The sequence below is a fragment of the Corynebacterium ciconiae DSM 44920 genome (genome assembly GCF_030440575.1).
Taxonomy (GTDB): domain Bacteria; phylum Actinomycetota; class Actinomycetes; order Mycobacteriales; family Mycobacteriaceae; genus Corynebacterium; species Corynebacterium ciconiae.
In genome coordinates this window covers 1754679-1775451 of record NZ_CP047189.1, presented here as the reverse complement: position 1 = coordinate 1775451, position 20773 = coordinate 1754679, and the positions used below count along the sequence as shown (strand labels likewise).

Below are 20773 nucleotides of genomic sequence, written 5' to 3'. Positions count from 1 at the left end.
AACCATATTGTGGTCAGAAACGTAAGGACGTTAATAGGAAAGGGGAGTGCAAGAAGCATGCCTGCTCAGTTACTTGCGATGTCGCACAGTCCATTGCTCAACGTTCTCGAGCCGCCCAGGAACGTGCTCGACGAGCTCCACGGCGCTTTCGATCATGCTAGAGAGTTCGTGAAGTCCTACAACCCAGATCTGGTCGTGCTTTTCTGGCCCGATCATTACAACGGATTTTTCTATGATCTGATGCCGCCCTACTGCGTGGGCTACGAGTGCGTCAGCGTGGGAGACTGGGGAGGCCAGGTCGGGCAGCTCAACGTGCCTACCGAACTAGCAGAGGAACTAGCTCAGTTCATCATTTCTCAGGACATTGATGTGGCTATCTCTCGTCGCATGGAGATCGATCACGGGGGAGTGCAGCCGCTCGAAGTCATATACGGAGACATCGAAGGCACTCCCGTTATCCCGATTTTCGTTAATGGAGTGGCACGCCCCTTCGTTTCCATGAAGCGTGTGCGAGCTATGGGGGAGGCAGTGGGTCGCTTCTTCGCTCAGCGTGACGAGCGCGTGCTGTTCATGGCGTCGGGCGGGCTGTCTCACGACCCGCCGGTACCGCAGTGGGCCACGGCTACAGAGGAGCAAAAGGCGTTGCTGCTTAACGGCCGTCATCCGACAGAAGAGGCTCGGCAGGCTCGCGAGCAAAATGTCATCAACAATGCCGTCGCTTTTGCAAAAGGAGAAGCCCCGATTCAGGACCTCAACCCGGAGTGGGATGCGGCTTTCATGGAAGTCTGTGCTTCCAACGATCCAGCAGGCTTTGACAGCTACACCGCGGATGAGATGGACCAGCAGGCTGGACACTCCTCGCATGAAGTGCGCACTTGGGTGGCGGCATTTTCGGCACTTGCAGCAGCACATCCCGATGCAGAAGTTCGCTACCAGTACTACAGGCCGATCAAAGAGTTCATTGCCGGCTTCGGGATCATGGCGAAAGGATAGGCACGAAAATGAATGATGAGAAGCACAGGGTAGCGGCTGATTTACTTCGCGCCTACGACACCAAAGTGCCTATTGAGCCGCCGCGAAACACGATCGCTGGTCTGGATCTAGAAGGTGCCTATGCCATTCAGCAGTGGCAAGAAAAAGCACTCAAAGACGCAGGACGGAGCATCATCGGTCGCAAAATTGGGCTTACGTCGGTCGCTATGCAGCAACAACTTGGCGTGGATAGTCCGGATTTTGGATTCTTTAGTGATCAACAGCTGTACCGAGATGGGGACCACATCGACGTGTCTCGGTTCATCGCCCCCAAGGTGGAGCCTGAGCTGGCCTTCATAATCAACCGTGATCTGGGAGCGGATACCACCTTCGACGATGTGGTGGAGGCCGTTGACGAGGTATATCTCGCAGTCGAAATTATCGACTCACGTGTCCGGGATTGGGACATCCGTCTGGTCGATACGGTGGCGGATAACGCCTCGTGTGCCGCAGTCATTCTCAGCTCTCAGCCTATCGATGTTGCTGTGGACCAACTACCAGAGGTCGAAGCTGTGATGACGGTCGGGGATGGCGAACCACATGTCGGTACGGGTGCTGCTGTGATGGGACACCCTTTGACGCCGCTGGTGTGGCTAGCCGGGGTGCTTGCAGAGCAGGGCACTCCACTGAAAGCAGGGGAAATCATCCTCACAGGAAGCTTCTGCGGCGCCGCGGCAGTGCGCGCCGGAGAAAACGTGTATGTGGACTACGGAACATACGGAACGTTGACGGCCACTTTTAGTAAAGGACACAAGTAAATGAGCAATAAGATCACAGCGGCTATCGTCGGCCCAGGCAATATCGGCACTGACCTCATGTACAAGCTCCTGAAATCTAAGGTAATCGAGCCGATGTACATGGTTGGAGTAGATCCGCAATCAGAAGGTTTGAGGAAGGCTAAAGACAAGGGTCTTATCACTTCGGCTGAAGGCGTTGAATGGCTAGTTCGGCAGGAACCAAAACCGGATATTGTCTTCGAAGCCACCTCCGCGAGCGCTCACCTCGCAAACGCGCCGCTCTACCGTGACGCTGGTATTCGGGCGATCGATCTCACGCCGGCGGCTGTGGGGCCCTATTTCTCCCCCAGCGTGAACCTAGATGACCTCAAAGACCTAGATAATGTCAACATGATTACGTGCGGTGGTCAGGCGACAGTGCCCATCGTTTCCGCAGTATCGAGTGTGGTCGACGTGGAATATGCAGAAATCGTTGCGTCGATTTCATCACGATCCGCTGGCCCAGGCACCCGGGCCAATATTGACGAGTTTGTGGAGACCACTGCCACCGCACTGGAGAAGGTAGGTGGAGCGCGGCGGGGAAAGGCCATCATCGTGCTGAACCCAGTTGATCCTCCGATGAACATGCGCAACACCGTCTATTGCTCGCTACCGGCCGAAGCCGCAGTGGAGGGGGAACTGCAGAAGAAGGTTCTCGATTCCATTGAGAGCATGGTTGAGCGGGTCAGCTCCTACGTTCCGGGCTACCACGTGACTGCAACCCCGCAGTTCGATGAGGCGCGCCCGGAATGGAATGGATGGGGGCGAGTGACTGTGCTGCTGGAAGTAACCGGAGCCGGTGACTACTTGCCGGAGTACGCGGGCAACTTGGACATCATCACAGCAGCTGCAGTGGCTACCGGTGAACGACTGGCGAGCCTGATCTAGGAGAGGACACGACACCCAATGAGCATTCGGATTAATGACACCACGCTGCGTGACGGTTCACACTCTGTACGTCACCAGTACACAGAGGAGCAGGTACGCGCGGTCGTGCGGGCGCTCGACGACGCCCACGTGGACATGATCGAAGTAACCCACGGCGATGGCCTGGGCGGTTCATCCTTCAATTATGGCTTCTCCAAAGTCAACGAGCTTGACCTCATCGCGGCGGCAAGGGATGAGGCGAAGAAAGCCAAAATCGGCGCACTCGTGCTGCCTGGGGTTGGACGAGTAGATGACATCAAGGAGGCGCAGCGATGTGGCGTCGATGTCATCCGTGTGGCAACTCACTGCACTGAGGCTGATGTATCGATCTCTCACTTTCAAGAAGCACGCGCACTCGGGTTGGAAACGAGCGGCTTTCTCATGTTGTCTCACCGTTCGGAGCCTCGGGCGCTTGCTGAACAAGCACGAATCATGGTGGACGCGGGTTGCCAGTGCGTTTTCGTAGTGGATTCAGCCGGCGCGATGATCATGGAAGAAGCAGAGGAGCGGGTACGTGCTCTTGTAGAGGAGATAGGCTCTGATGCCCAGGTGGGCTTCCATGGGCACCAAAATATGTCCTTTGGCGTCACTAACTCTGTTCTAGCGGTTCGGGCAGGGGCCAGCCAGATTGATGGATCGCTCGCTGGCCTCGGAGCGGGAGCGGGAAACTCCCCCACAGAAGTACTTGCTGTGGCCTTCGATCGGCTAGGTATTGAGACTGGCGTGAAAACCAAAGAGATCTTGCACGCTGCCGAAGACGTATTGAAACCACTGGTGGATCGTCTTCCTAGCATGGATCGCGGTTCAATCGTGCAGGGCCAAATGGGCGTGTACAACTCCTTCCTGCTCCATGCTGAGCGGGCGTCTCAGCGCTACGGCGTACCTACCCAGGACATTTTGGCGGAGGTTGGTCGTCGTGGTTATGTAGGCGGCCAGGAGGATATGATCATCGATGTGGCTGTGGATTTGAAACGCGCCAGCTAAACCGGGGTCAAAGAGCAACTCCGTTAGATGCGGCTTCCTTCAGAACGCAACGTGCACGTGCCGAGGTTTGCGAGGTGGAAGCCGCATTCTTTATGTCAGCCACTTCACGCTGCGCCTGTGCAGGCCTCTAGCCCCTTGCCTGTGCGTTCTAGTTCTAGGAATTAATCTTCGAAAATCTCCGGGCGGTTTTTCCTTTGCCACTGCTGAACTACGCGGGAAGCTGATAAGCAGATCTTTTTCAGGGGTGGGAGCACCCGGTTTGGATTGAAGGTCTCCGAAGGTCCCGAGACGCTCATCGCGGCTTGAGGCACGTTGTGAATCCCGAAGATCGGCGCCGCTACGCAGCTCAGTCCCAGGGTTATCTCCTGGCGATCGTGAGCTATTCCGGTATCGCGAATGGTGGAAAGTTCACGCCGCAACTGGGCTTGATCAGTGATTGTGAACGGAGTCCATCCGCGCAGGCCTGAGGCTATAACGGTCTCAGTTGCGCCTTCATCAAAAGCCAACATTGCTTTTCCTACACCGGTGCAGTGTGCCGGGGCACGACCTCCGATGCGGGAAGGGGCATCGACCCGCCGAGCAGAAAACAGCTTGTTCACATACACCACCTCTGTGCTGTCGAGATAGGCCAAATGCACGGTATGCCGGGTGTGCTCGAAAAGGGCGGCGAGATATGGAGTGAGCTGTTCGCTCACAAGCTCGGAATGTTTGCTGCCCCGTTCGGTCATGAGCTCAAAGAACAACGGCCCAAGCCGATACACGTCGCCTGAGCGCTCGAGTGCCCCATTATCAACCAGAGTTCCGAGAATGCGGTGCGTCGTTGTCTTAGATAGGTCAGCGCGTCGGGCAAGTTCACTCAGGCCGATTCCCATTGCGTCATGCGTGCTGAAGCAACGCAGGAGGCTCATCGCTTTGTCCACTGCTCCGCGTGTGTTCTTGGCGGGCTGTTCTCCTGTCATTGGGTGATCGACCTTCCTGCTGCGGGTGCGTAGAGCACGCACGATGTGGTGTGAATGGTGTGGGAGATGCGGGCAACCGGAAGCTCCGCACAACCCTCATCTCCAGTTTCAGTTTTTGTGCCATTTTGTTCTTCACATGCCCACGTTAAGGGGGTGCTGTGTGAAGTGGTGTGAAAAGCAATAGTTCCCAGGTGCGACCATACATGCCTGGCGGCGTTCCGGAGGGTGGAACGGGCTCTTTAGAAAATTTTGACTCCAGTCACATAATTGAGCACACAATATATGAATCAGCTCACAAGGGCACCAGATCGCGGTAGTTGGCCACCCCGCCTAGCGTTGATGCAGGGGCCGCGACAGAGGAGTCGAGCTGATTCGGCACAGTAGGCAGCAGCTTGAACTCGAGTGTGGTCTTTGAGGGGGTGCTATTCCCCCGGTAAAAGTCGCTCCAGACACGGCTGTAGCTCTGTGGCACGACAGGACAAGGAAAGTAGGGACGGAGGATACATGGCAACTCCGCAGAATCCGAGGCCCCTCGCCGGGCTGACACGCCCTCAGGGCCTCGACACTAATACCGACATTGGCGGAATGGCGGATCCTGACAATGGACTGATAGATCGCCGAATCTTCAGTGACGAGGAGATCTACCGCCAAGAGATGCGACGCATTTTTGCACGCTCATGGCTGTTTATCGCCCATGAGGATCAGTTCCAGAAACCCGGTGATTTCTTCCAGACCTACATGGGCGAAGATCCAGTCATTGCGTCGATGAATAAGAAGCGCGAGATTCGCGTTCTGCTCAATAATTGTCGGCATCGAGGGGCACGTGTATGTCGTGCAGACCACGGCCGCACAAAAAACTTCACGTGTACGTATCACGGATGGACATACGATCTCGACGGAGAACTCGTTAATCTTCCTGGTAAAGACGACTATGACCCCTCCTTTAATCCCTCCGACTGGGGTCTGGTCACCGCGCCGAGGGTGGAGTCCTACAAGGGACTTATTTTTGCCAATTGGGACGAAAACGCGGAACCACTCGAGGATGCTCTCGGTGACCTCACCTGGTACCTCGACGCGTTCCTCGATCGTGATCCGGAGGGAACCTGTGTTGTTGGCGGTGTGACCAAGTGGGTGCTCGAAGGCAACTGGAAACTCGCAGCGGAGCAGTTCGCCACAGACTGGTACCACGTCAACATGTCCCACGCATCAGCGTTGATGGTGATGTCGCCATCCGGCAAGGGGCCCAAAAAGGCGATTGCTGAGCGAACTGGCAAGCAATTCACGAGTGACTCTGGCCACGGGGCCGGGTTCCCCGTGCATCCGAAAAATCGCTTCGATGCCCAGCCGGTGCACGAGTATTACGACTATGAGTTTCTGCGAGACCGATTGTCTCCAGAGCAGGTCACAGGTCCGATGACCAACGGACACGGAAATGTCTTTCCCAACTTCTCATATCTTCCGGTTAATGGTTCGATCAGGGTCTGGCACCCGAAAGGTCCTAACAAGATTGAGGTCTGGGCGTGGACAGTTCTGGATAAATCCATGCCGGAAGACGTCAAGAAAGCCCAGCGGCTGTATAACCTTCGTACTTTTGGCCCATCCGGGATTTTCGAGCAAGACGATGGAGAAAACTGGTCCGAGGTTCAAGCCAACGCTCACGCCTTCATGATTCAGGGAACCGCACTGAATTACCAGATGGGTATGGGGACTGAAAAGCACAACGCAGGTTTCCCTGGCACAACCTCTGAGCTCTACTCCGACGCAGCCGGACGGGGTTTCTATCGGCGCTGGAAAGAGCTCATGAACACCCCGGCCTGGCACGAAAACTAAGCCCGATCTCCACAACAACTACCAACTACACCACGCGGAAAGGTTCACCGATGTCTGAAGCAGTCAAGGTCGCAGTTAAGGACGATATCGAGCCGGAAGAGGCCATCGTTGTAGATACCGACGTCACCGGGTTCTCGGAGCCCATTGCTGTTTTCCGTACCGAGGATGATGAATTCTACGCGCTCAATGACACGTGCTCTCACGAGGACGCCTCGCTTGCTGACGGCTGGATCGAGGGCTGTGAGGTGGAGTGTCCGATTCACACAGCCAAGTTTTGTCTCAAGACAGGTGCAGTGCAGTGCATGCCCGCAACGGAGGACGTAGCCAGCCACAAGCTTGAGCTGCGCGGGGAAGAGATCTGGATCTACCCCGGCACCCCCGCCACGGCTGAGTAGAGATCATAAGCCGATCCACAGAATCGTTGCCCCACACATCAAGGAGCTGAAAACGTGGCACACACACTCATTATCGGAGGCGGAATCGGAGGGTTCACTCTCGCCCAGTCACTACGCAAACATGATTGGGAAGGTGAGATCACCATCGTTGATCCAGAGGGACTTCCCTATGATCGACCGCCCTTGTCGAAAGAGATCATGCAGGGCACGAAGGGCCATGATGACCTTCTGCTCGCCCCAACCGAATGGTATGAGGAAAACCGGGTGGAGGTGATCCAGGCGGAGGCTATCGCCATCGATAGCGCCAACAAGAAAGTCACGCTTAAGGACTCGAACACCCTGGGCTACGACAACCTTGTCATCGCTACGGGTGGTGTGCCGCGTGTGCTACCGCTTCCCGGGTTCAACCATCCTGAGATTTTTTCGTTGAGGACCATGAAGGATGCAGAACTGCTTAAAGAAAAGCTCGGCCCGGGGATTGATTTGGCCATCGTTGGAGCTGGGCTTATCGGAGCTGAATTGGCGGGTTCTGCCTTGGAGTTGGGAGCTCAGGTCACACTCATTGATCCGGCTCCGGTTGCACTGGTGCCGGCAGTGGGTGAGGACATCGCTACCCGCCTTCACACTATGCATGAGGATAATGGGGTTGCCTACATCAATGGTCTTACGGAATCAATTGAATATCACGAGGAGGGCGACCATCGCTTCACGGTGAACATCAAGGGACACGCATCATTGGCAGCAGACGTGGTTGTCGTTGCGGTAGGTATCACTGCTGAAGAAGCCCTTGCACGGTCGGCAGAGCTGGATTTCGACAACGGCATTGTCGTCGATGAAGAACAGAGAGCTAGCGTGCCAGGGATCTGGGCGATCGGTGATTGTGCCCGCACACGACGCAGTGACGGTGCGCTCGAACGGCGTCATGAGCATTGGGAAAATGCAGTGCACACCGCGCAGACCGCGGCGGCCACGATTACGGGGAAGGATCTGCCTCAACACAGTGCCGGCTGGTTCTGGTCTGATCGTTATGGCGTACATGTCGAGGGAGTGGGTGATATGAGCCTCCCAGGAAACACGGTTGTCCGCGAGGACCGAGATGGTCATCCTGCGGTGGCTTTCCGATTGAACGCGCAAGGACAAGTGGTGGGAGCCGCAGCGATCGACGATTCAATGGCAGTTCGCGCCGCTCGCCGGATGATTGACCGCGGTATTAGCCCTGATCCGGACAAGCTTGCAGACCCCAGCCAGAACCTTAAGAAGCTTTCGCGCTGAAAGCCCCCAAGACTAACGGGAGGAGAGAGCAGTGACTGATTACCTACGCAGGGACGACGCAGTCGTCGGTGAACTGGTGAGTATGGAGCGCGCCTACGAGTTGCAGAGTTTTTACTACAGCGAGGCGGACCTTCTAGATGATGGCCGCTACACCGACTGGCTGGACCGATTCGATGAGGATCTCCTGTACTGGGCGCCCACCAGGTCCAATAGGCTTCGTCGGCAACAAGCACTATCCGTCGCCTCCTATGGCGAAGCGGCATTCTACGACGAAACCAAGGAATCGTTAGCGTGGCGTATCCGCCGGTTTGACTCGGGAATGGCGTGGGCCGAAGACCCACCGTCTCGAACCAGGCATCTTATTAGCAACCTTGTTTTCCGGCATGCAGATCTTGCCGGTGAGCCGGTCATCGAAGCACGAAGTAACTTCCTCGTGTGGCGCACTCGACTGGAAACAGAACAGGACACCTTCGCTGGAACTCGCACAGATCTGCTTCGTACCACAGGTGAAGGCTTCAAGATTTTTGATCGCCGCATTCTGTTGGACATCAATGTCTTGACGTCGAAAAACATATCTACCTTCTTCTAGCTGGTCGGCTCCCTCAAAGACAGGAAGAGAATCGCTATGACGCAGCAGCGTTTTCAAGGTCATACGTTGTTCATCACCGGTGCAGGCTCGGGGTTAGGGGCGGCCCTAGCACGAAGATTTCACGCAGAAGGTGCCAATGTCTCCGTCGTGGACGTATCGCTCGAACGAGCGCACGCAGTGACGACAGAGCTTGGGACATCCCGGGCACTTGCCTGTAGTGCCGATGTGCGCTCGCCTCACGAGCTTCACGCTGCAGTCGATGAGACCTGCCGGATGTTTGGAGGGATCGACACTGTTATTCCCAACGCGGGTATCTGGGATTACAACCGTTCGGTCACACGGCTTAACGGTGACGAGCTTGCATCTGTGTGCGATGAGGTTTTCGGCATCAACGTCAAAGGCTATCTCCTTACTGTTGAAGCGACGTGGAGAGAGCTGGTGAAGTCGGAAGGCTCTATCATCATGACCCTCTCGAATGCGTCGTACTATCCCGCGGGCGGTGGCCCCGTCTACACCGCGGCAAAATTCGCAGATCGAGGGCTGATGCTTCAATTTGCGCACGAGCTCGCCCCCAAAGTTCGAGTGAATGGCGTCGCTGTTGGCGGCATGCGGACTGATCTCAGAGGTCCCGCGGCTGCTGGTCTCGATAGCCGTAGTTTCAAAGACACCATGGATCGCCGCCCAGAAGGCGGAAATCCCTACATTCCTTTGCATGACATTTCGACAGATCCACGTAGCTTCACGGGGCCTTACGTGATGCTTGCGGATCCTGCTGACGGAGCTAACATGACTGGCTCAGTCATCCAGATCGATGGAGGCATTGCCGCGCGCGGCTTCCACACAGCCGCAGGAGGCGATTGCTTGTGATGATCAATGGAGTAGTCCACAATCCGGACTCTTTAGACATCAACCCCGTCACGCAAATTGCGCGACATGCCCAGTACAAGCCAGAAGCGGTGGCGCTAGTCTACGAAAACCGCACTATCACCTACGGCGAGCTCCATAACACTCTGCAGCGGTGGGTACTCCACCTCGATGAGGCAGGTGTTCGCCAGGGCGATCGCGTGGCCTACATAGGTGTGAACTCGGTGAGCTTCTTTTACACGATGCTCGCAAGTTGGTGGTTGGGTGCTACCTTTATGCCGTTCAACTTCCGCCTATCTGCCCCCGAGGTTTCCAAGCTGTTGATGCAGGGAACCCCGCACACCGTGGTAGTTGAAGGCGAGTACGTGGGCAAAGCCATGACGGTTTATGGAATCGAGAGACAGCACGTTGTGGCTGTTGACGACGACTCTCTCAGCCCTCCGGATAAAACTATCCCTGTCTATTGGCATTCGACGTCTACTTTTCCTGATCCCGGCGAGTCGAATCCAGCGCCCAAGGTGCGGCCTATGGGCATGAAGGATCTGGCTCTCCTGCTTTTCACCTCTGGAACTACCGGACTGCCTAAGGGAGCTCAGCTGACTTTTGGCAATTTGTGGTGGAATCAGATCAATGTTGACACGATGGTGGATGTGCGTCCTGGGGACGTCACTCTCGCTACCGCTCCGCTGTTCCACGTAGGTGCGCTGAATTCCTTTTCTATCCGATCTCTCGTTCGTGGCAATACTGTGCTTATTCACCGCCATTTCAACCCGGGGGGTGTTCTGGAAGAGATCGAGAAATACTCTGTTGCCACCGCATTTCTTGTGCCTGCTCAACTGGAGGCTATGTATAAGCACCCTAACTTTGCCTCCTCAAATCTCCGCTCGATGCGCGCCACCATTTGCGCGGGAGCTCCCGTACCGCCGGTTTTGATTCATCGCTACATGGAGAAAGGAATCAATATCCAACAGGCCTGGGGGCTCACGGAGACGTCGCCTTTCGCTACCTACCTTCCTCCCGAGATGACGGCTACCAAGATTGGTTCCTGTGGCATTCCAATGCCCTACACCGAGGTGAAGCTCATGAACCCTGATACCGGCGAAGAAGTTAAAGAGCCTGGTGTCTCGGGAGAAATGTGGGTGCGTGGTCCGAATGTGGCCACGGGGTACTGGAACAACCCCGAGGTCACTAATTCCGCCTACACGGCAGGCTGGTTTCATTCCGGAGACATTGGTATCCGGGATGAGGATGGTTTCTATTATGTGGTCGATCGGCTCAAAGACCTCATCATCACCGGCGGAGAAAATGTCTACCCAGCCGAGGTAGAACGGGTAGTCGCTGGTGCCGAAGGCGTACTAGGAAATACGGTAGTCGGCCATCCCGATCCGGAGTGGGGGGAAATCGTGGTGGCGGTTGTTCAGCTGGACGAGGGGGCCACTCTCACCATTGAGCACTTGCGTGAGCACTGCGAGCACCACCTTGCTCGGTACAAACTGCCCAAGAAGCTGGTGCTGGTAGACACGATTGATCGTAATTCGGCAGGCAAGGTGAACAAGATTGCCATTCGGGAGCATGTGCGCGAAGTTCTCGCCATCGAACGCGCTCATGAGGAAGCAGAGATTCGAAAGGATACTCATGCCTAGCCTCACCCCCATTGATCGTTCTCCATTGAAGCACACCTACCCCTATGGTGCCGACGACCTCGAGATGTCTCTGAGCACCACGGAACGCATGAGTGCTTGCATCGAGCGAGTGTTTAGGGAGTATCCACGCTGTCGCCGGGTAATTGTTGGCGTGGATGTCGATGACCTTGAAGGAGTGCGCGCCTGCGAATCGGCGGGAATGCACTTTGTGGTGGATGTCGAAACGCGAGACGGGGCGGAACTGAATCTTATGGTTGCTGAGCCTGATCGGGTGAAGAAACACTCAACGGATATCGATTCATTGGAGCTGACATGACTTTTGAAGACAAGTGGAACGCGTTCTACTCGCGAGTAAATGACATCGCCATCACTCTCGGTCTTTACCCAATCGAGGGTTCGGCTGAGTGCGTGAAGGTGGGAATGCCTCTGAGGGCAGAGGTATCACAGCCCGCTGGGATGTTTGCCGCACCGGCGCTGTTTGGCCTGGCAGACATCACTGCCACATGGTTGGTGATGTACAACGTGGATGAGGGAGTATTTCCGCTGGCTGTGTCCTCCACCGTTAACGTGGTGGCTAACGCGAAGACAGGCGACGCGATTGCTACTGCCCGAATCGTGCGGGCAGGAAAGTCAATCATCGTGACAGATACAGAGGTGCACTCCAGTGACAGTGGAACACTGCTCGGAAAATTCATTACCACCTATTCCGTGCCGCGACCGCGGGAGTGATCCGGAACGGGGCCACGTCCCGCACAATGGAACAAGTAACTGAACTGAAAATGTGATGGAGGATACAGTAGGCGCTATGACTGAGACACACATCCCCGACTTCAAGACTGACCCTTTCTTTGGCCTGGAGGACAAGTGGCTTGAAACTGCTCCGGGCGAGATCACGCACTACCACGAACTGGGTGAGGGAACGCCCATCCTGTTCCTGCACGGATCGGGAACCGGAGTCACCGCCGCGGCCAACTGGTGGCTCAACTTGCCCCAGATCGCGGAGTTTGGCCGTTGCATTGCCATCGATTCCATCGGGTACGGCCAGACAGTGGTGGCAGAGGGAACCGAGTATGGAATCCGCCAGTGGGTCGATCATGCGATTCGCGTGCTAGATGCACTCGGTATCGAAAAGACCTGGATCGTCGGTAATTCCCTGGGTGGGTGGCTTGCTTTCCAGTTCGCGATCGATCACCCAGAGCGCCTTGCTGGAATCATCTCCATGGGTACTGGAGGGGCTAAGCTCACCGGTGCATTGAAGGGGCACTCGAATCCGACTCTGACCAGGGAGGGTATCCGAGATACGCTCGAGCTTTTCGTGGTGGACAAGACCCTTATCACCGAGGAGCTCGTGGATTTGCGCTACAACTCCGCTCTCAACGACACGGCAAGTGACCGACTCAAGGAAGTTGTTGCGGCTCGTGACCGAGACCGCAATGAGCTACCCCTCGATTTCGACAAGTTGGCGGAACTCGATATTCCGGTCCTGCTAATTCATGGCACCCAGGACAAAGTGATTCCGGTGTCGCGAACCTGGGATTTGCTGAATGTGGTCCCTCATGCCGACGTGCATATCTTCTCCCAGTGCGGTCACTGGTCCCAGGTGGAGCGCGCTGATGAGTTCAACCGCGTAATTAAGCAATGGCTTTCTGAGCGTCTCTAGCTCTGATTGCTCGCTCTGCGCTTCTGCGCAGGGCGGGCTTTTCGTGTTCACCACCCGCTCCTAGCGTCGATAAGCGCAGAAGCGGCCGCCGCCTCGCAGAGAGGGGAGACGGCGGCCGGCGGTGAAGGAGTCCTAAGCGGTTAGGCCTCGCCCTCGAAGAGGGTGGTCACCGAACCGTTTTCGAAGATCTCGTGGATCGTCTTGGCCAGCAGCGGGGCGATGGGCAGCACGGTGAGGTTGTCCCAGCCCTCGGGGTTCTGCGGGAGGGTGTCGGTGGTGATGACTTCCTTGGCGCCGCACTTGGAGAGGCGCTCGCGGGCCGGGTCGGAGAACACACCGTGGGTGCAGCCGATGATCACATCGCCGGCACCTGCCTCCTTAAGCACCTTCACTGCGCCGGCGATGGTGCCGCCGGTATCGATCATGTCGTCGAGCAGCACGCAGGTGCGGCCCTGTACGTCACCGACCACGCGGTTGGCGGTCACCTTGTTTGCCTCGTCCACGGAGCGGGTCTTGTGGATGAAAGCCATGGGGGCATCGCCTAGGGTGTTGGCCCACTTCTCGGCGGTCTTCACGCGGCCGGCATCGGGGGAGACCACGCAGATGTTCTCGAGCTCGTAGTTGCTCTTGATGTGGTCGGTGAGGATCGGCATGGCGTGCATGTGATCGACGGGGCCGTCGAAGAAACCCTGGATCTGGTCGGTGTGCAGATCCACGGACACGATGCGGTCGGCGCCGGCGGTCTTGAGCAGATCGGCCACCAGGCGGGCGGAGATCGGCTCGCGGCCACGGTGCTTCTTGTCCTGGCGCGCGTAGGGGTAGAAGGGCAGGATCGCGGTGATGCGCTTGGCGGAGCCTCGCTTGAGCGCGTCGATCATGATCAGCTGTTCCATCAGCAGCTTGTTCAGCGGCTGGGCGTGGGACTGGATCACGAAGGCGTCGCAGCCGCGCACGGATTCCTCGAACCGCACAAAGATCTCGCCGTTGGCGAAGTCGCGGGCGGTGGTAGGGGTGAGCTCAGTTCCGAGCTCGTGCGCCACCTGCTCGCCGAGGGTCGAGTTGCCCCGACCGGAAAACACCATGAGGTTCTTTTGGTTATCTGTCCACTGGCCAGTCATCGTTTCTCGATGCCTTACCTTTCCTTATGCTTGCTTGGGCTTTCGGGCGGCAGCTGCGGCGTCGGCAGCCGGGGTGTTCGGTCGCTTGCGCTCTACCCACCCTTCGATGTTGCGCTGCTTGCCGCCTGAGACTACGAGCGAACCTGCAGGTACATCATCTTTAATTACTGTACCTGCACCGGAGTACACGCCGTCACCAATGGTCACTGGGGCCACAATCATGGTGTCGGAACCGAGTCGAACATGGCTGCCCACCACGGAGCGGTGCTTGCTCACGCCGTCATAGTTCACAAACACCGAGGAGCAGCCGATATTGGACTCTTCGCCCACTTCAGCGTCGCCGATATAGGTCAGGTGCGGGATCTTCGAGCCGCGGCCGATCGTGGCGTTCTTAGACTCCACGAAACCGCCGAGCTTGCCCTTCTCGCCCAAATCAGTGCCTGGGCGTAGGTAGGTAAACGGTCCCACCGAGGCGCCGGCACCGATACGGGAGTCGAAGCCGTGGGTGCGCACCACCTGAGCACCCTCGCCGACCTCCACGTTGGTGAGCGTGGTGTCTGGGCCGATCTCCGCGCCATCGGCGATGGTGGTGGTGCCCTTGAGCTGGGTACCGGGGTGGATGGTCACATCCTGGCCGATGCGCACGGTGCAGTCGATGAAGGTGGTGGCCGGATCCTCGATGGTGGCGCCGCCGCGCATGGCCTCTTCGCAGAGGCGGCGGTTGAATTCCTTGCTCATCGCGGCCAGCTGCACTCGGTCGTTGACACCCGAAACATAGTAGGAATCCGCGAGCTTGTGGGCGCGCACCAGCTTGCCCGAGGTGCGGGCAATCTTGATCACGTCGGTCAGATACAGCTCGCCCTGGGCGTTGTTGGTATCCAGCTGGGTCAGGGCCTCGCGCAACAGGGCGGCGTCGAAGGCGTAGACGGCGGAGTTGACCTCAGTGACAGCCCGCTGGGCATCGGTGGCGTCTTTTTCCTCCACGATCTCGGTCACGCGGCCATCCTCGTCGCGGATGATGCGGCCGTAGCCGTGAGGGTTATCCACCGCGGTGGTGAGCACGGTGACCGCGGCTTGCGGGGCGCTGGTGTGCGTGAGCACCAGCTGCTGCAGAGTCTCGGCATTAAGCGCCGGGATATCGGATGTGGTGACCACCACGGTGCCGGTGAAGTCAGCGGGCAGGGCCTCGAGGCCGATGCCTACGGCGTGGCCGGTGCCGTTTTGCTCCTCCTGTACCGCGGTGCGCACGGCAGGGGAGTGTGGCAGACTCGGCGCCTCGGCCTCGATGGCGGGCACCACCTGCTCGCGGCCATGGCCGACGACTGCGATGAGATGGCTGGGGTTAATGCCCGCCGCGGCGTGCAGGCCGTGGGCCAGCATGGAGCGGCCGGCTACGGGGTGCAGCATCTTCGGGGTGGCGGACTTCATTCGGGTGCCGGCCCCTGCAGCGAGCATGATCACTGCGGTGGCGGCGGAATTATGGGAAGTATCTGACATAAAGGTAGGTGACTCTTTATCGATCGCGTTTCGTGTACGGGTCTAAAACTACCATTAGCCGCCCTCGGTACTGGGGCGACTCACAGGCTGTAGCGCCGGCTCGGGCGCCGCCCCCGTGGGAACCCGTGGGGTGGGTGTGGCGTGTTTTAGGAGGTGGCGGAGACATCCGCGATACCGCGGGAGAAGACCACGCCGATAAACCCTAAGGCGGCGAGAAATACCAGTGCCCACTGGGCGCCGAAGTGGGCGAAGAGTCCGGAGATCACGCCGGTGAAGAGCAGGATGAAGCCCATGGCGGTATTGGCTACCGCCACATAGCGGGTGCGCACATCACCCTCGGCCATGTCCACGATGTAGGTCTTGCGGGCCACCCGGATCGCGGTGTGGGCCAGGCTGACCACAAAGAACAGCAGGGGATAGAGCCAAGGCTGCCAGCCGGTGGGGGCCCACCAATAACAGGCCACTACGGCCAGCAATGTCGTTGAGGCAACCGCGGCACCGATGGTCATCACCGACTTAGAGGAGCGATCCGACCAGATTCCCGAGATCCTGCCGCCGAGCACCGCAGCCAGTCCGGAGGCCACAAGAAAGGAGCCCAATCCCGCGAGCAGGGCGGTGGCTTCTTGGGAGAGCGCCACAATAAAGGCCGGCGAGAGCGAGGAAACCAGCAGCAGCGAACGCAGAATCACAAAGTTCCGGAAGTCTGTATCCCCACCCAGCAGGGTGCGCATGTCCTTCACCCAGCCGCCTGTGGGGCGTTGGCTGTCATCGGCGGCATGGGCCGGTTCCTCGATGCGGTGAAATACCAGCGCACCGATGAGCCACAGGCCAGCAGCAAGCAAGATCAGACCCGCCAGCAGCCAATCGGGGGCGTGCTCGCGCATCAGCCGCACAGCGCCGCCTACACCGATGGCCACTAGTCCGCCGATCATGGTGGAGGTGCCGTTGATGCGGCCGCGTCGCCCCTTGGCCACGGTGCGTCCCTGAACATCCTTCGAAGCAATCGAGCACAAAGAGCGAGCCAGCGCGAACCCAGCTAGGGCTAGCACCACGCACACGCCGAGCCACCAACCCTCAAGCACGAGTGCACCAAGTCCGATGATGGCCGCGGTGATCGCCTGGCCGAGGGCGCCAGCCACCCAGATTCCGGCTCGGCGATCATGGCGCATCACCCACGGGGTGAGTGCCGCCTGGGGCAGCATGGAACCGGACTCGCGGATCGGCACCAAAAGGGCGATGAAAAAACCAGGCGTGCCGGCGTGGGCGAGCAGCCACGGCAGCACCGTTTTGGCCGCCACAAACTGATCACCCACGTTTTGCAGGCTATTGGCGGCAATCAGGCGGCGGGCGTTGGCCTTTTCCTGAGTCGAACCAGAGATTGACCCTGGACGCTGGGTGGACATGGTGATACTCCTGAAAGCGAAACGAGGCGAGAGGGCCTGCGTTAAGGGGCTGATAGAAACGGCACTGGGGCTGGATAAAGCTGTGCTCTGGGCAGGTGAGCTCTTTGATGCTATGCCTGCGCCTAGAAGGCGGTGGCATTAAGGCCGCACTGCTTAAAGTGCGGCTGTACTAAGTGGTGTGTGCTGTCGCCGCTGGTCGACGAGGTTTTCGGCGCGAGGGTAGGGGGTGGGAAAGAAGGCTGAAAAGGCGGTACAAAATACACAGGCATCGCTACACTAAGTGGGCTAGAGAAAATGATTGCTGTTATCCACACAGAAAGAACTGAACACGCATGCCGCCTTTGAGCACATCTGCGGCCGCACTGAGCCGGGTTTCGCCGTGATCGACCTCGAGACCACCGGATTCAGCAGAAGCAGCAGAATCCTTGAAATCGGCATCGTGTTACTCGATGCGCAGGCGCATCCCGAAGGCTTTTGGCGCACATTGGTGCAACCGGAGTGTGGCTTTAATAATTCCCACATTCATCACATCACCGCCACGGATCTGGTGAAGGCCCCCACCTTTGCACAGATCGCCCAGCGGCTAGCACAGGTGCTACAGGGGCGGATTCTGGTGGCCCACAACGCCCCCTTCGAGCGCCGTTTCCTCGAGCACGAGTTCGCCCGCGCTGGGCTAGAGCTGCCGCAGGGCACGTGGTTGTTGGACACTCAAGCTCTCTCGCGCCGGCTTCTGCCAGGGGCGCCGCGTTCCTTGTCCGAGTGCATCGCGGCGATTGGGGTGAACAATAGTGCTGCCCACACCGCGCTTGCCGATGCTGTGGCCACCGCCCAGCTGTGGGCTGAGCTGCTGCGCCGGCATCCCCGGCTGCGCAGCACCGCAGAGCCCTTGATGTGCCCCACCGAGCAGCTGGCCGCACTGGCTGACTCCGAGGTTGCATGCTTAGCGCGGCAAGACGGGCTGTGCGGGTCGGCTGCCTCTGGCCCGCTGCAGGCGTGGAGCGAGGCGCTTATCGACGCCTCCTCCTCGGCCGAGTCCGCTTGGCTCTTCCGGCTCATCACGGCCATGCCAGCCACCGGGGATGCAGCCTCCGATCGCTACTGCGCGGCCCTGGCCCAAGCGATGGTGGATGGCCGGCTGAGCACGCAGGAGCTTGAGCAGCTGAACCGGGTGGCCACAGCCCAAGGGCTGGCAGCCGAGGACATCAGCGAGCTGCACGAGCACTATCTCACGCAATTGGTGGTAGAGGCCTGGGCTGACGGGGTGGTGGCCGAGCGGGAGCGGTGCTGGCTCGAGCGCATCGCCGAGCAGCTCTCGATCGACACGGAACGATTCCATCAGCTGCTCGCCCAGCCCGCCGAGGACACCTACGCCGCCGGAGCCGACGGCGAGCATGCTGAGGTGTGCGCTCTCGCGCCGGGTGATCGGGTGAGCTTCACCGGCGCGCTGGTGACACCCAGAGACACCTGGGAGGCCCGTGCCCGCGAGGCGGGGCTGAGCGTAGGCGGGGTGATTCGGGCCTCTCGGCTGGTGGTGGCCGCGGATGTGCACACCATGTCCCGCAAGGCCACCAAGGCCCGCGAGCTCGGGGTGCAGATCATCGACGAGGTGGGTTTTGCCCGGGCGTTGGCGGCCATGATGGCGTCGATAAGCTCAACGGAAAAAGATTCCGAGGCAGAACGGCAAAAACACAGCCTGGGGGAGGTTTTTCCGTGGCTGGATCTGGGTGCACTTAGCGGCTGCGACACTCTGAGTATCGTCCAGGCGTGGCTCGCGCGCGACAGCACCACGCCCCTAGGTGAGCTTTCGCCTTATCTGCGCACGACAATGGTGCCGGAGGGGCGGATGTGGGCCCGCGCCCGGTCGCTGCTGAACACCCCACCGGACAGCGGTGTGACGCAGGTGAGCGCGCAGCAGCTGGCGGATCTGCCCGGCATTGGGCGGGTGCGGCTGCAGAAACTTATCAGCGAGGTCGTGCTGTTGGCCCTTGATGAATACGAGGCAGGGGGCACAGCCGATGCGGCCGGGATCGAGGCCGCCACGCCGCGCCCCGAGACACTCGCAGCGCCTGACACAGAGGAGCGTTCGCAGTCCGCGTTACTGGACTGGCTGGCGCTCAGCGGCACTGCAACGCTGGTGACAACGCAGACTGAGGCGCTGCCTGAGAGTGTTGCCGCGGAGATTGCGGATCTGCCGAAACGTGCAGAACAGGTGGTGCGCGCAGCCTGCGCAGAGATCGCCGAGGTGCTCGCTAGCGATGAACGCCTCGGGGTGATCCTGGATGAGCGTCTCGTTGGCGAGGCCACGCTGCAGGAACTCGGGGACCGCTTTGATGTCAGTCGCGAAAGGGTCCGCCAACTCGAACGAGACCTGTGTGCCTCTCTCGCCGCCATCGGCCCTGCCTGCGCTCTGGTTCAAGCCGCGCTGCGCGGGAGGGTGGGGGCTGCTCGGCGCGCCACGGAGCTCTACCGCGAACTGCCGGCGCTGGAGCTAGCGCCCGAGGGGATAGAGACCGACCTGCTGCGGATTCTGCCGCTGGTGGGCGAGCCAGGTGCGTGGGGTGTGGAGTGCGTGGAATTCACCGACTGCGAGCACACCGCCGATTACCTGTGGTTTAGCCGTGCAGGATTTATCGACGCGGTGGATGAGGCCATCGCTAGCGCCGCTGATGCCTACGGGGTGATCGCACTCGAAACCCTCGCTGAGGCAGCGGGCGCCGAGGTGGAACTGATGCGCGAGTGGGTCGAGGTGCTCACCCCCTATGTGATCTATAAGGAGCACGTGCTGAGCCGCACCGAATCGGTGGTGGCCCGGGCCTGTGGTGTGCTGCAGGTGGAAGGCGAGCCGATGACCTCCGAGCAGCTGCACGCCGTGCTGCCTGATCGCAGCATGAACTCTATTGATAATGCCCTCGCAGCAGCCGAGGTGGTGCAGCGGTGCGGGCGGCGCACCTGGGCGCTGCGGGAATGGGGCAAGCAGGAGTGGACCACCATCGCTGATTTCATCGCCAACCGCCTAGCACAGGCCAATGCCGAAGATCCCGAGCGCAGCCGCGGGGTGGCGCTGCAGGAGCTCATCGAGGAAGCCACCGGCTATGGGGTCTCGCCCAATTCCGTGCGCGTCTACGCCGACACCGGCGACTTCGTGCTGGACAATGGTCAGGTGCGCTACCGCAGCAGCGAGGAAGCGGTGGTTAATGATGCCCAGCCGGAGCAGACTCGCGGGCTGTATCTGCGCGATGGCGAATGGCAGCTGCTGCTGAGCATTCACCACGATCATGTGCGCGGGTCCGGTACGGCCGTCGATCGTGGGGTGCTTGCCCTTTATGATGTGGCCTATGGCGAATCCGTGCTGATTCCCAGCCGCCTCGGCGAGCAGCGCCTCACGTGGGGAAAGACCAACGCCGCGCTGGGCACGATCTCCCGTTTCATCCGTGATCTCGAACTAGAAGAAGGCGATCGAGCCTGGCTGCACTTTGGCAGCAACTTCGATATCACTCGGGCGCCAGCGCTGCGGGAGGATGCCGAAGGGCTCGTGAAACTTATCAACCGCATGGGGGCCGATGAGCAATTTCTCGACGCCGAGGGTGCCCTAGCAGAAGGAGTGGAGCCCACGGCGGTGATCGGCGCGCTCAATCTGGCCATTGGGCTAGACGCCGACTGTCCGCGGCGAACGACCGTGCGGCGCCTGCGCGATCGCGGTGATGACCCCCTCGCTGAGCTCGTCCGTGCCCTCTAAACCCGTTTGGGAGAGGAGCGTGCGAACAGCACCTGTGAGCGTACTGAGCGGTCTGCATTAAAAGGCCAGCTAGCGGCGCTACTTGCGG

18 protein-coding genes are annotated in these 20773 nt (G+C 59.2%); 14 read left to right on the top strand and 4 right to left on the bottom strand.

What is annotated here, in order from left to right; all coding sequences use genetic code 11:
* Window positions 1–57 precede the first annotated feature (57 nt).
* From CCICO_RS07755 to dmpG, 4 genes are read left to right on the top strand one after another with little or no spacing between them, the layout of a single operon-like run.
* On the top strand, window positions 58–993 hold the full coding sequence (locus CCICO_RS07755; protein ID WP_026161363.1) for a 3-carboxyethylcatechol 2,3-dioxygenase: 936 nt from the start codon (window positions 58–60) through the stop codon (window positions 991–993).
* 8 nt (window positions 994–1001) lie between these two features.
* Window positions 1002–1790, top strand: a complete 789-nt coding sequence (locus CCICO_RS07750; RefSeq protein WP_018019216.1) for a 2-keto-4-pentenoate hydratase — start codon at window positions 1002–1004, stop codon at window positions 1788–1790.
* The gene (locus CCICO_RS07745; protein WP_018019215.1) at window positions 1791–2696 is read left to right on the top strand and encodes an acetaldehyde dehydrogenase (acetylating); all 906 of its coding nucleotides are present in this window, start codon (window positions 1791–1793) and stop codon (window positions 2694–2696) included. It begins immediately after the preceding gene.
* A gap of 18 nt (window positions 2697–2714) precedes the next feature.
* Window positions 2715–3719, top strand: coding sequence for a 4-hydroxy-2-oxovalerate aldolase (dmpG, locus tag CCICO_RS07740; protein WP_018019214.1), 1005 nt, complete (start codon window positions 2715–2717; stop codon window positions 3717–3719).
* 161 nt (window positions 3720–3880) lie between these two features.
* On the opposite strand, the gene CCICO_RS07735 is transcribed toward dmpG, so the two are convergent.
* Window positions 3881–4678: an IclR family transcriptional regulator gene (locus tag CCICO_RS07735; protein ID WP_026161362.1), complete on the bottom strand. Its 798-nt coding sequence runs from the start codon at window positions 4676–4678 to the stop codon at window positions 3881–3883.
* Window positions 4679–5182: 504 nt separating this feature from the next.
* Between CCICO_RS07735 and CCICO_RS07730 the strand changes: the two genes are divergently transcribed.
* The 9 genes from CCICO_RS07730 to CCICO_RS07690 all read left to right on the top strand — a co-directional run bounded on the left by CCICO_RS07730 (window position 5183) and on the right by CCICO_RS07690 (window position 12931).
* Window positions 5183–6508, top strand: a complete 1326-nt coding sequence (locus CCICO_RS07730) for an aromatic ring-hydroxylating dioxygenase subunit alpha (RefSeq protein ID WP_018019212.1) — start codon at window positions 5183–5185, stop codon at window positions 6506–6508.
* Between the two features lie 50 nt (window positions 6509–6558).
* The gene (locus CCICO_RS07725; RefSeq protein WP_018019211.1) at window positions 6559–6903 is read left to right on the top strand and encodes a non-heme iron oxygenase ferredoxin subunit; all 345 of its coding nucleotides are present in this window, start codon (window positions 6559–6561) and stop codon (window positions 6901–6903) included.
* Window positions 6904–6957: 54 nt separating this feature from the next.
* Window positions 6958–8175 (top strand): NAD(P)/FAD-dependent oxidoreductase, encoded by a 1218-nt coding sequence (locus tag CCICO_RS07720; protein ID WP_018019210.1) that lies wholly within the window; start codon window positions 6958–6960, stop codon window positions 8173–8175.
* 82 nt (window positions 8176–8257) lie between these two features.
* Window positions 8258–8764, top strand: coding sequence for an aromatic-ring-hydroxylating dioxygenase subunit beta (locus CCICO_RS07715; protein ID WP_083878279.1), 507 nt, complete (start codon window positions 8258–8260; stop codon window positions 8762–8764).
* A 36-nt stretch (window positions 8765–8800) separates the two neighbouring features.
* On the top strand, window positions 8801–9631 hold the full coding sequence (locus tag CCICO_RS07710; protein ID WP_026161361.1) for an SDR family NAD(P)-dependent oxidoreductase: 831 nt from the start codon (window positions 8801–8803) through the stop codon (window positions 9629–9631).
* Window positions 9631–11271, top strand: a complete 1641-nt coding sequence (locus CCICO_RS07705; RefSeq protein WP_018019207.1) for an AMP-binding protein — start codon at window positions 9631–9633, stop codon at window positions 11269–11271. Before CCICO_RS07710 ends, CCICO_RS07705 begins: the two co-directional genes overlap by 1 nt.
* The gene (locus CCICO_RS07700) at window positions 11264–11587 is read left to right on the top strand and encodes a GNAT family protein (RefSeq protein ID WP_018019206.1); all 324 of its coding nucleotides are present in this window, start codon (window positions 11264–11266) and stop codon (window positions 11585–11587) included. Before CCICO_RS07705 ends, CCICO_RS07700 begins: the two co-directional genes overlap by 8 nt.
* On the top strand, window positions 11584–12000 hold the full coding sequence (locus CCICO_RS07695) for a PaaI family thioesterase (protein ID WP_018019205.1): 417 nt from the start codon (window positions 11584–11586) through the stop codon (window positions 11998–12000). The genes CCICO_RS07700 and CCICO_RS07695 overlap by 4 nt, the downstream gene beginning before the upstream one ends.
* Before the next feature lie 76 nt (window positions 12001–12076).
* Window positions 12077–12931, top strand: a complete 855-nt coding sequence (locus CCICO_RS07690; protein WP_018019204.1) for an alpha/beta fold hydrolase — start codon at window positions 12077–12079, stop codon at window positions 12929–12931.
* A gap of 140 nt (window positions 12932–13071) precedes the next feature.
* Here CCICO_RS07690 and CCICO_RS07685 read toward each other — a convergent pair whose 3' ends face one another.
* The 3 genes from CCICO_RS07685 to CCICO_RS07675 all read right to left on the bottom strand — a co-directional run bounded on the left by CCICO_RS07685 (window position 13072) and on the right by CCICO_RS07675 (window position 16949).
* On the bottom strand, window positions 13072–14049 hold the full coding sequence (locus CCICO_RS07685) for a ribose-phosphate diphosphokinase (protein WP_018019203.1): 978 nt from the start codon (window positions 14047–14049) through the stop codon (window positions 13072–13074).
* 24 nt (window positions 14050–14073) lie between these two features.
* Complete coding sequence (gene glmU / locus CCICO_RS07680; RefSeq protein ID WP_018019202.1) at window positions 14074–15546, bottom strand: bifunctional UDP-N-acetylglucosamine diphosphorylase/glucosamine-1-phosphate N-acetyltransferase GlmU; 1473 nt, start codon at window positions 15544–15546, stop codon at window positions 14074–14076.
* A gap of 146 nt (window positions 15547–15692) precedes the next feature.
* A complete protein-coding gene (locus CCICO_RS07675) occupies window positions 15693–16949 on the bottom strand; it encodes an MFS transporter (protein WP_018019201.1) in 1257 nt (418 codons plus the stop codon).
* Window positions 16950–17247: 298 nt separating this feature from the next.
* Between CCICO_RS07675 and CCICO_RS07670 the strand changes: the two genes are divergently transcribed.
* On the top strand, window positions 17248–20685 hold the full coding sequence (locus CCICO_RS07670; RefSeq protein WP_018019200.1) for an exonuclease domain-containing protein: 3438 nt from the start codon (window positions 17248–17250) through the stop codon (window positions 20683–20685).
* Window positions 20686–20773: the final 88 nt, after the last annotated feature.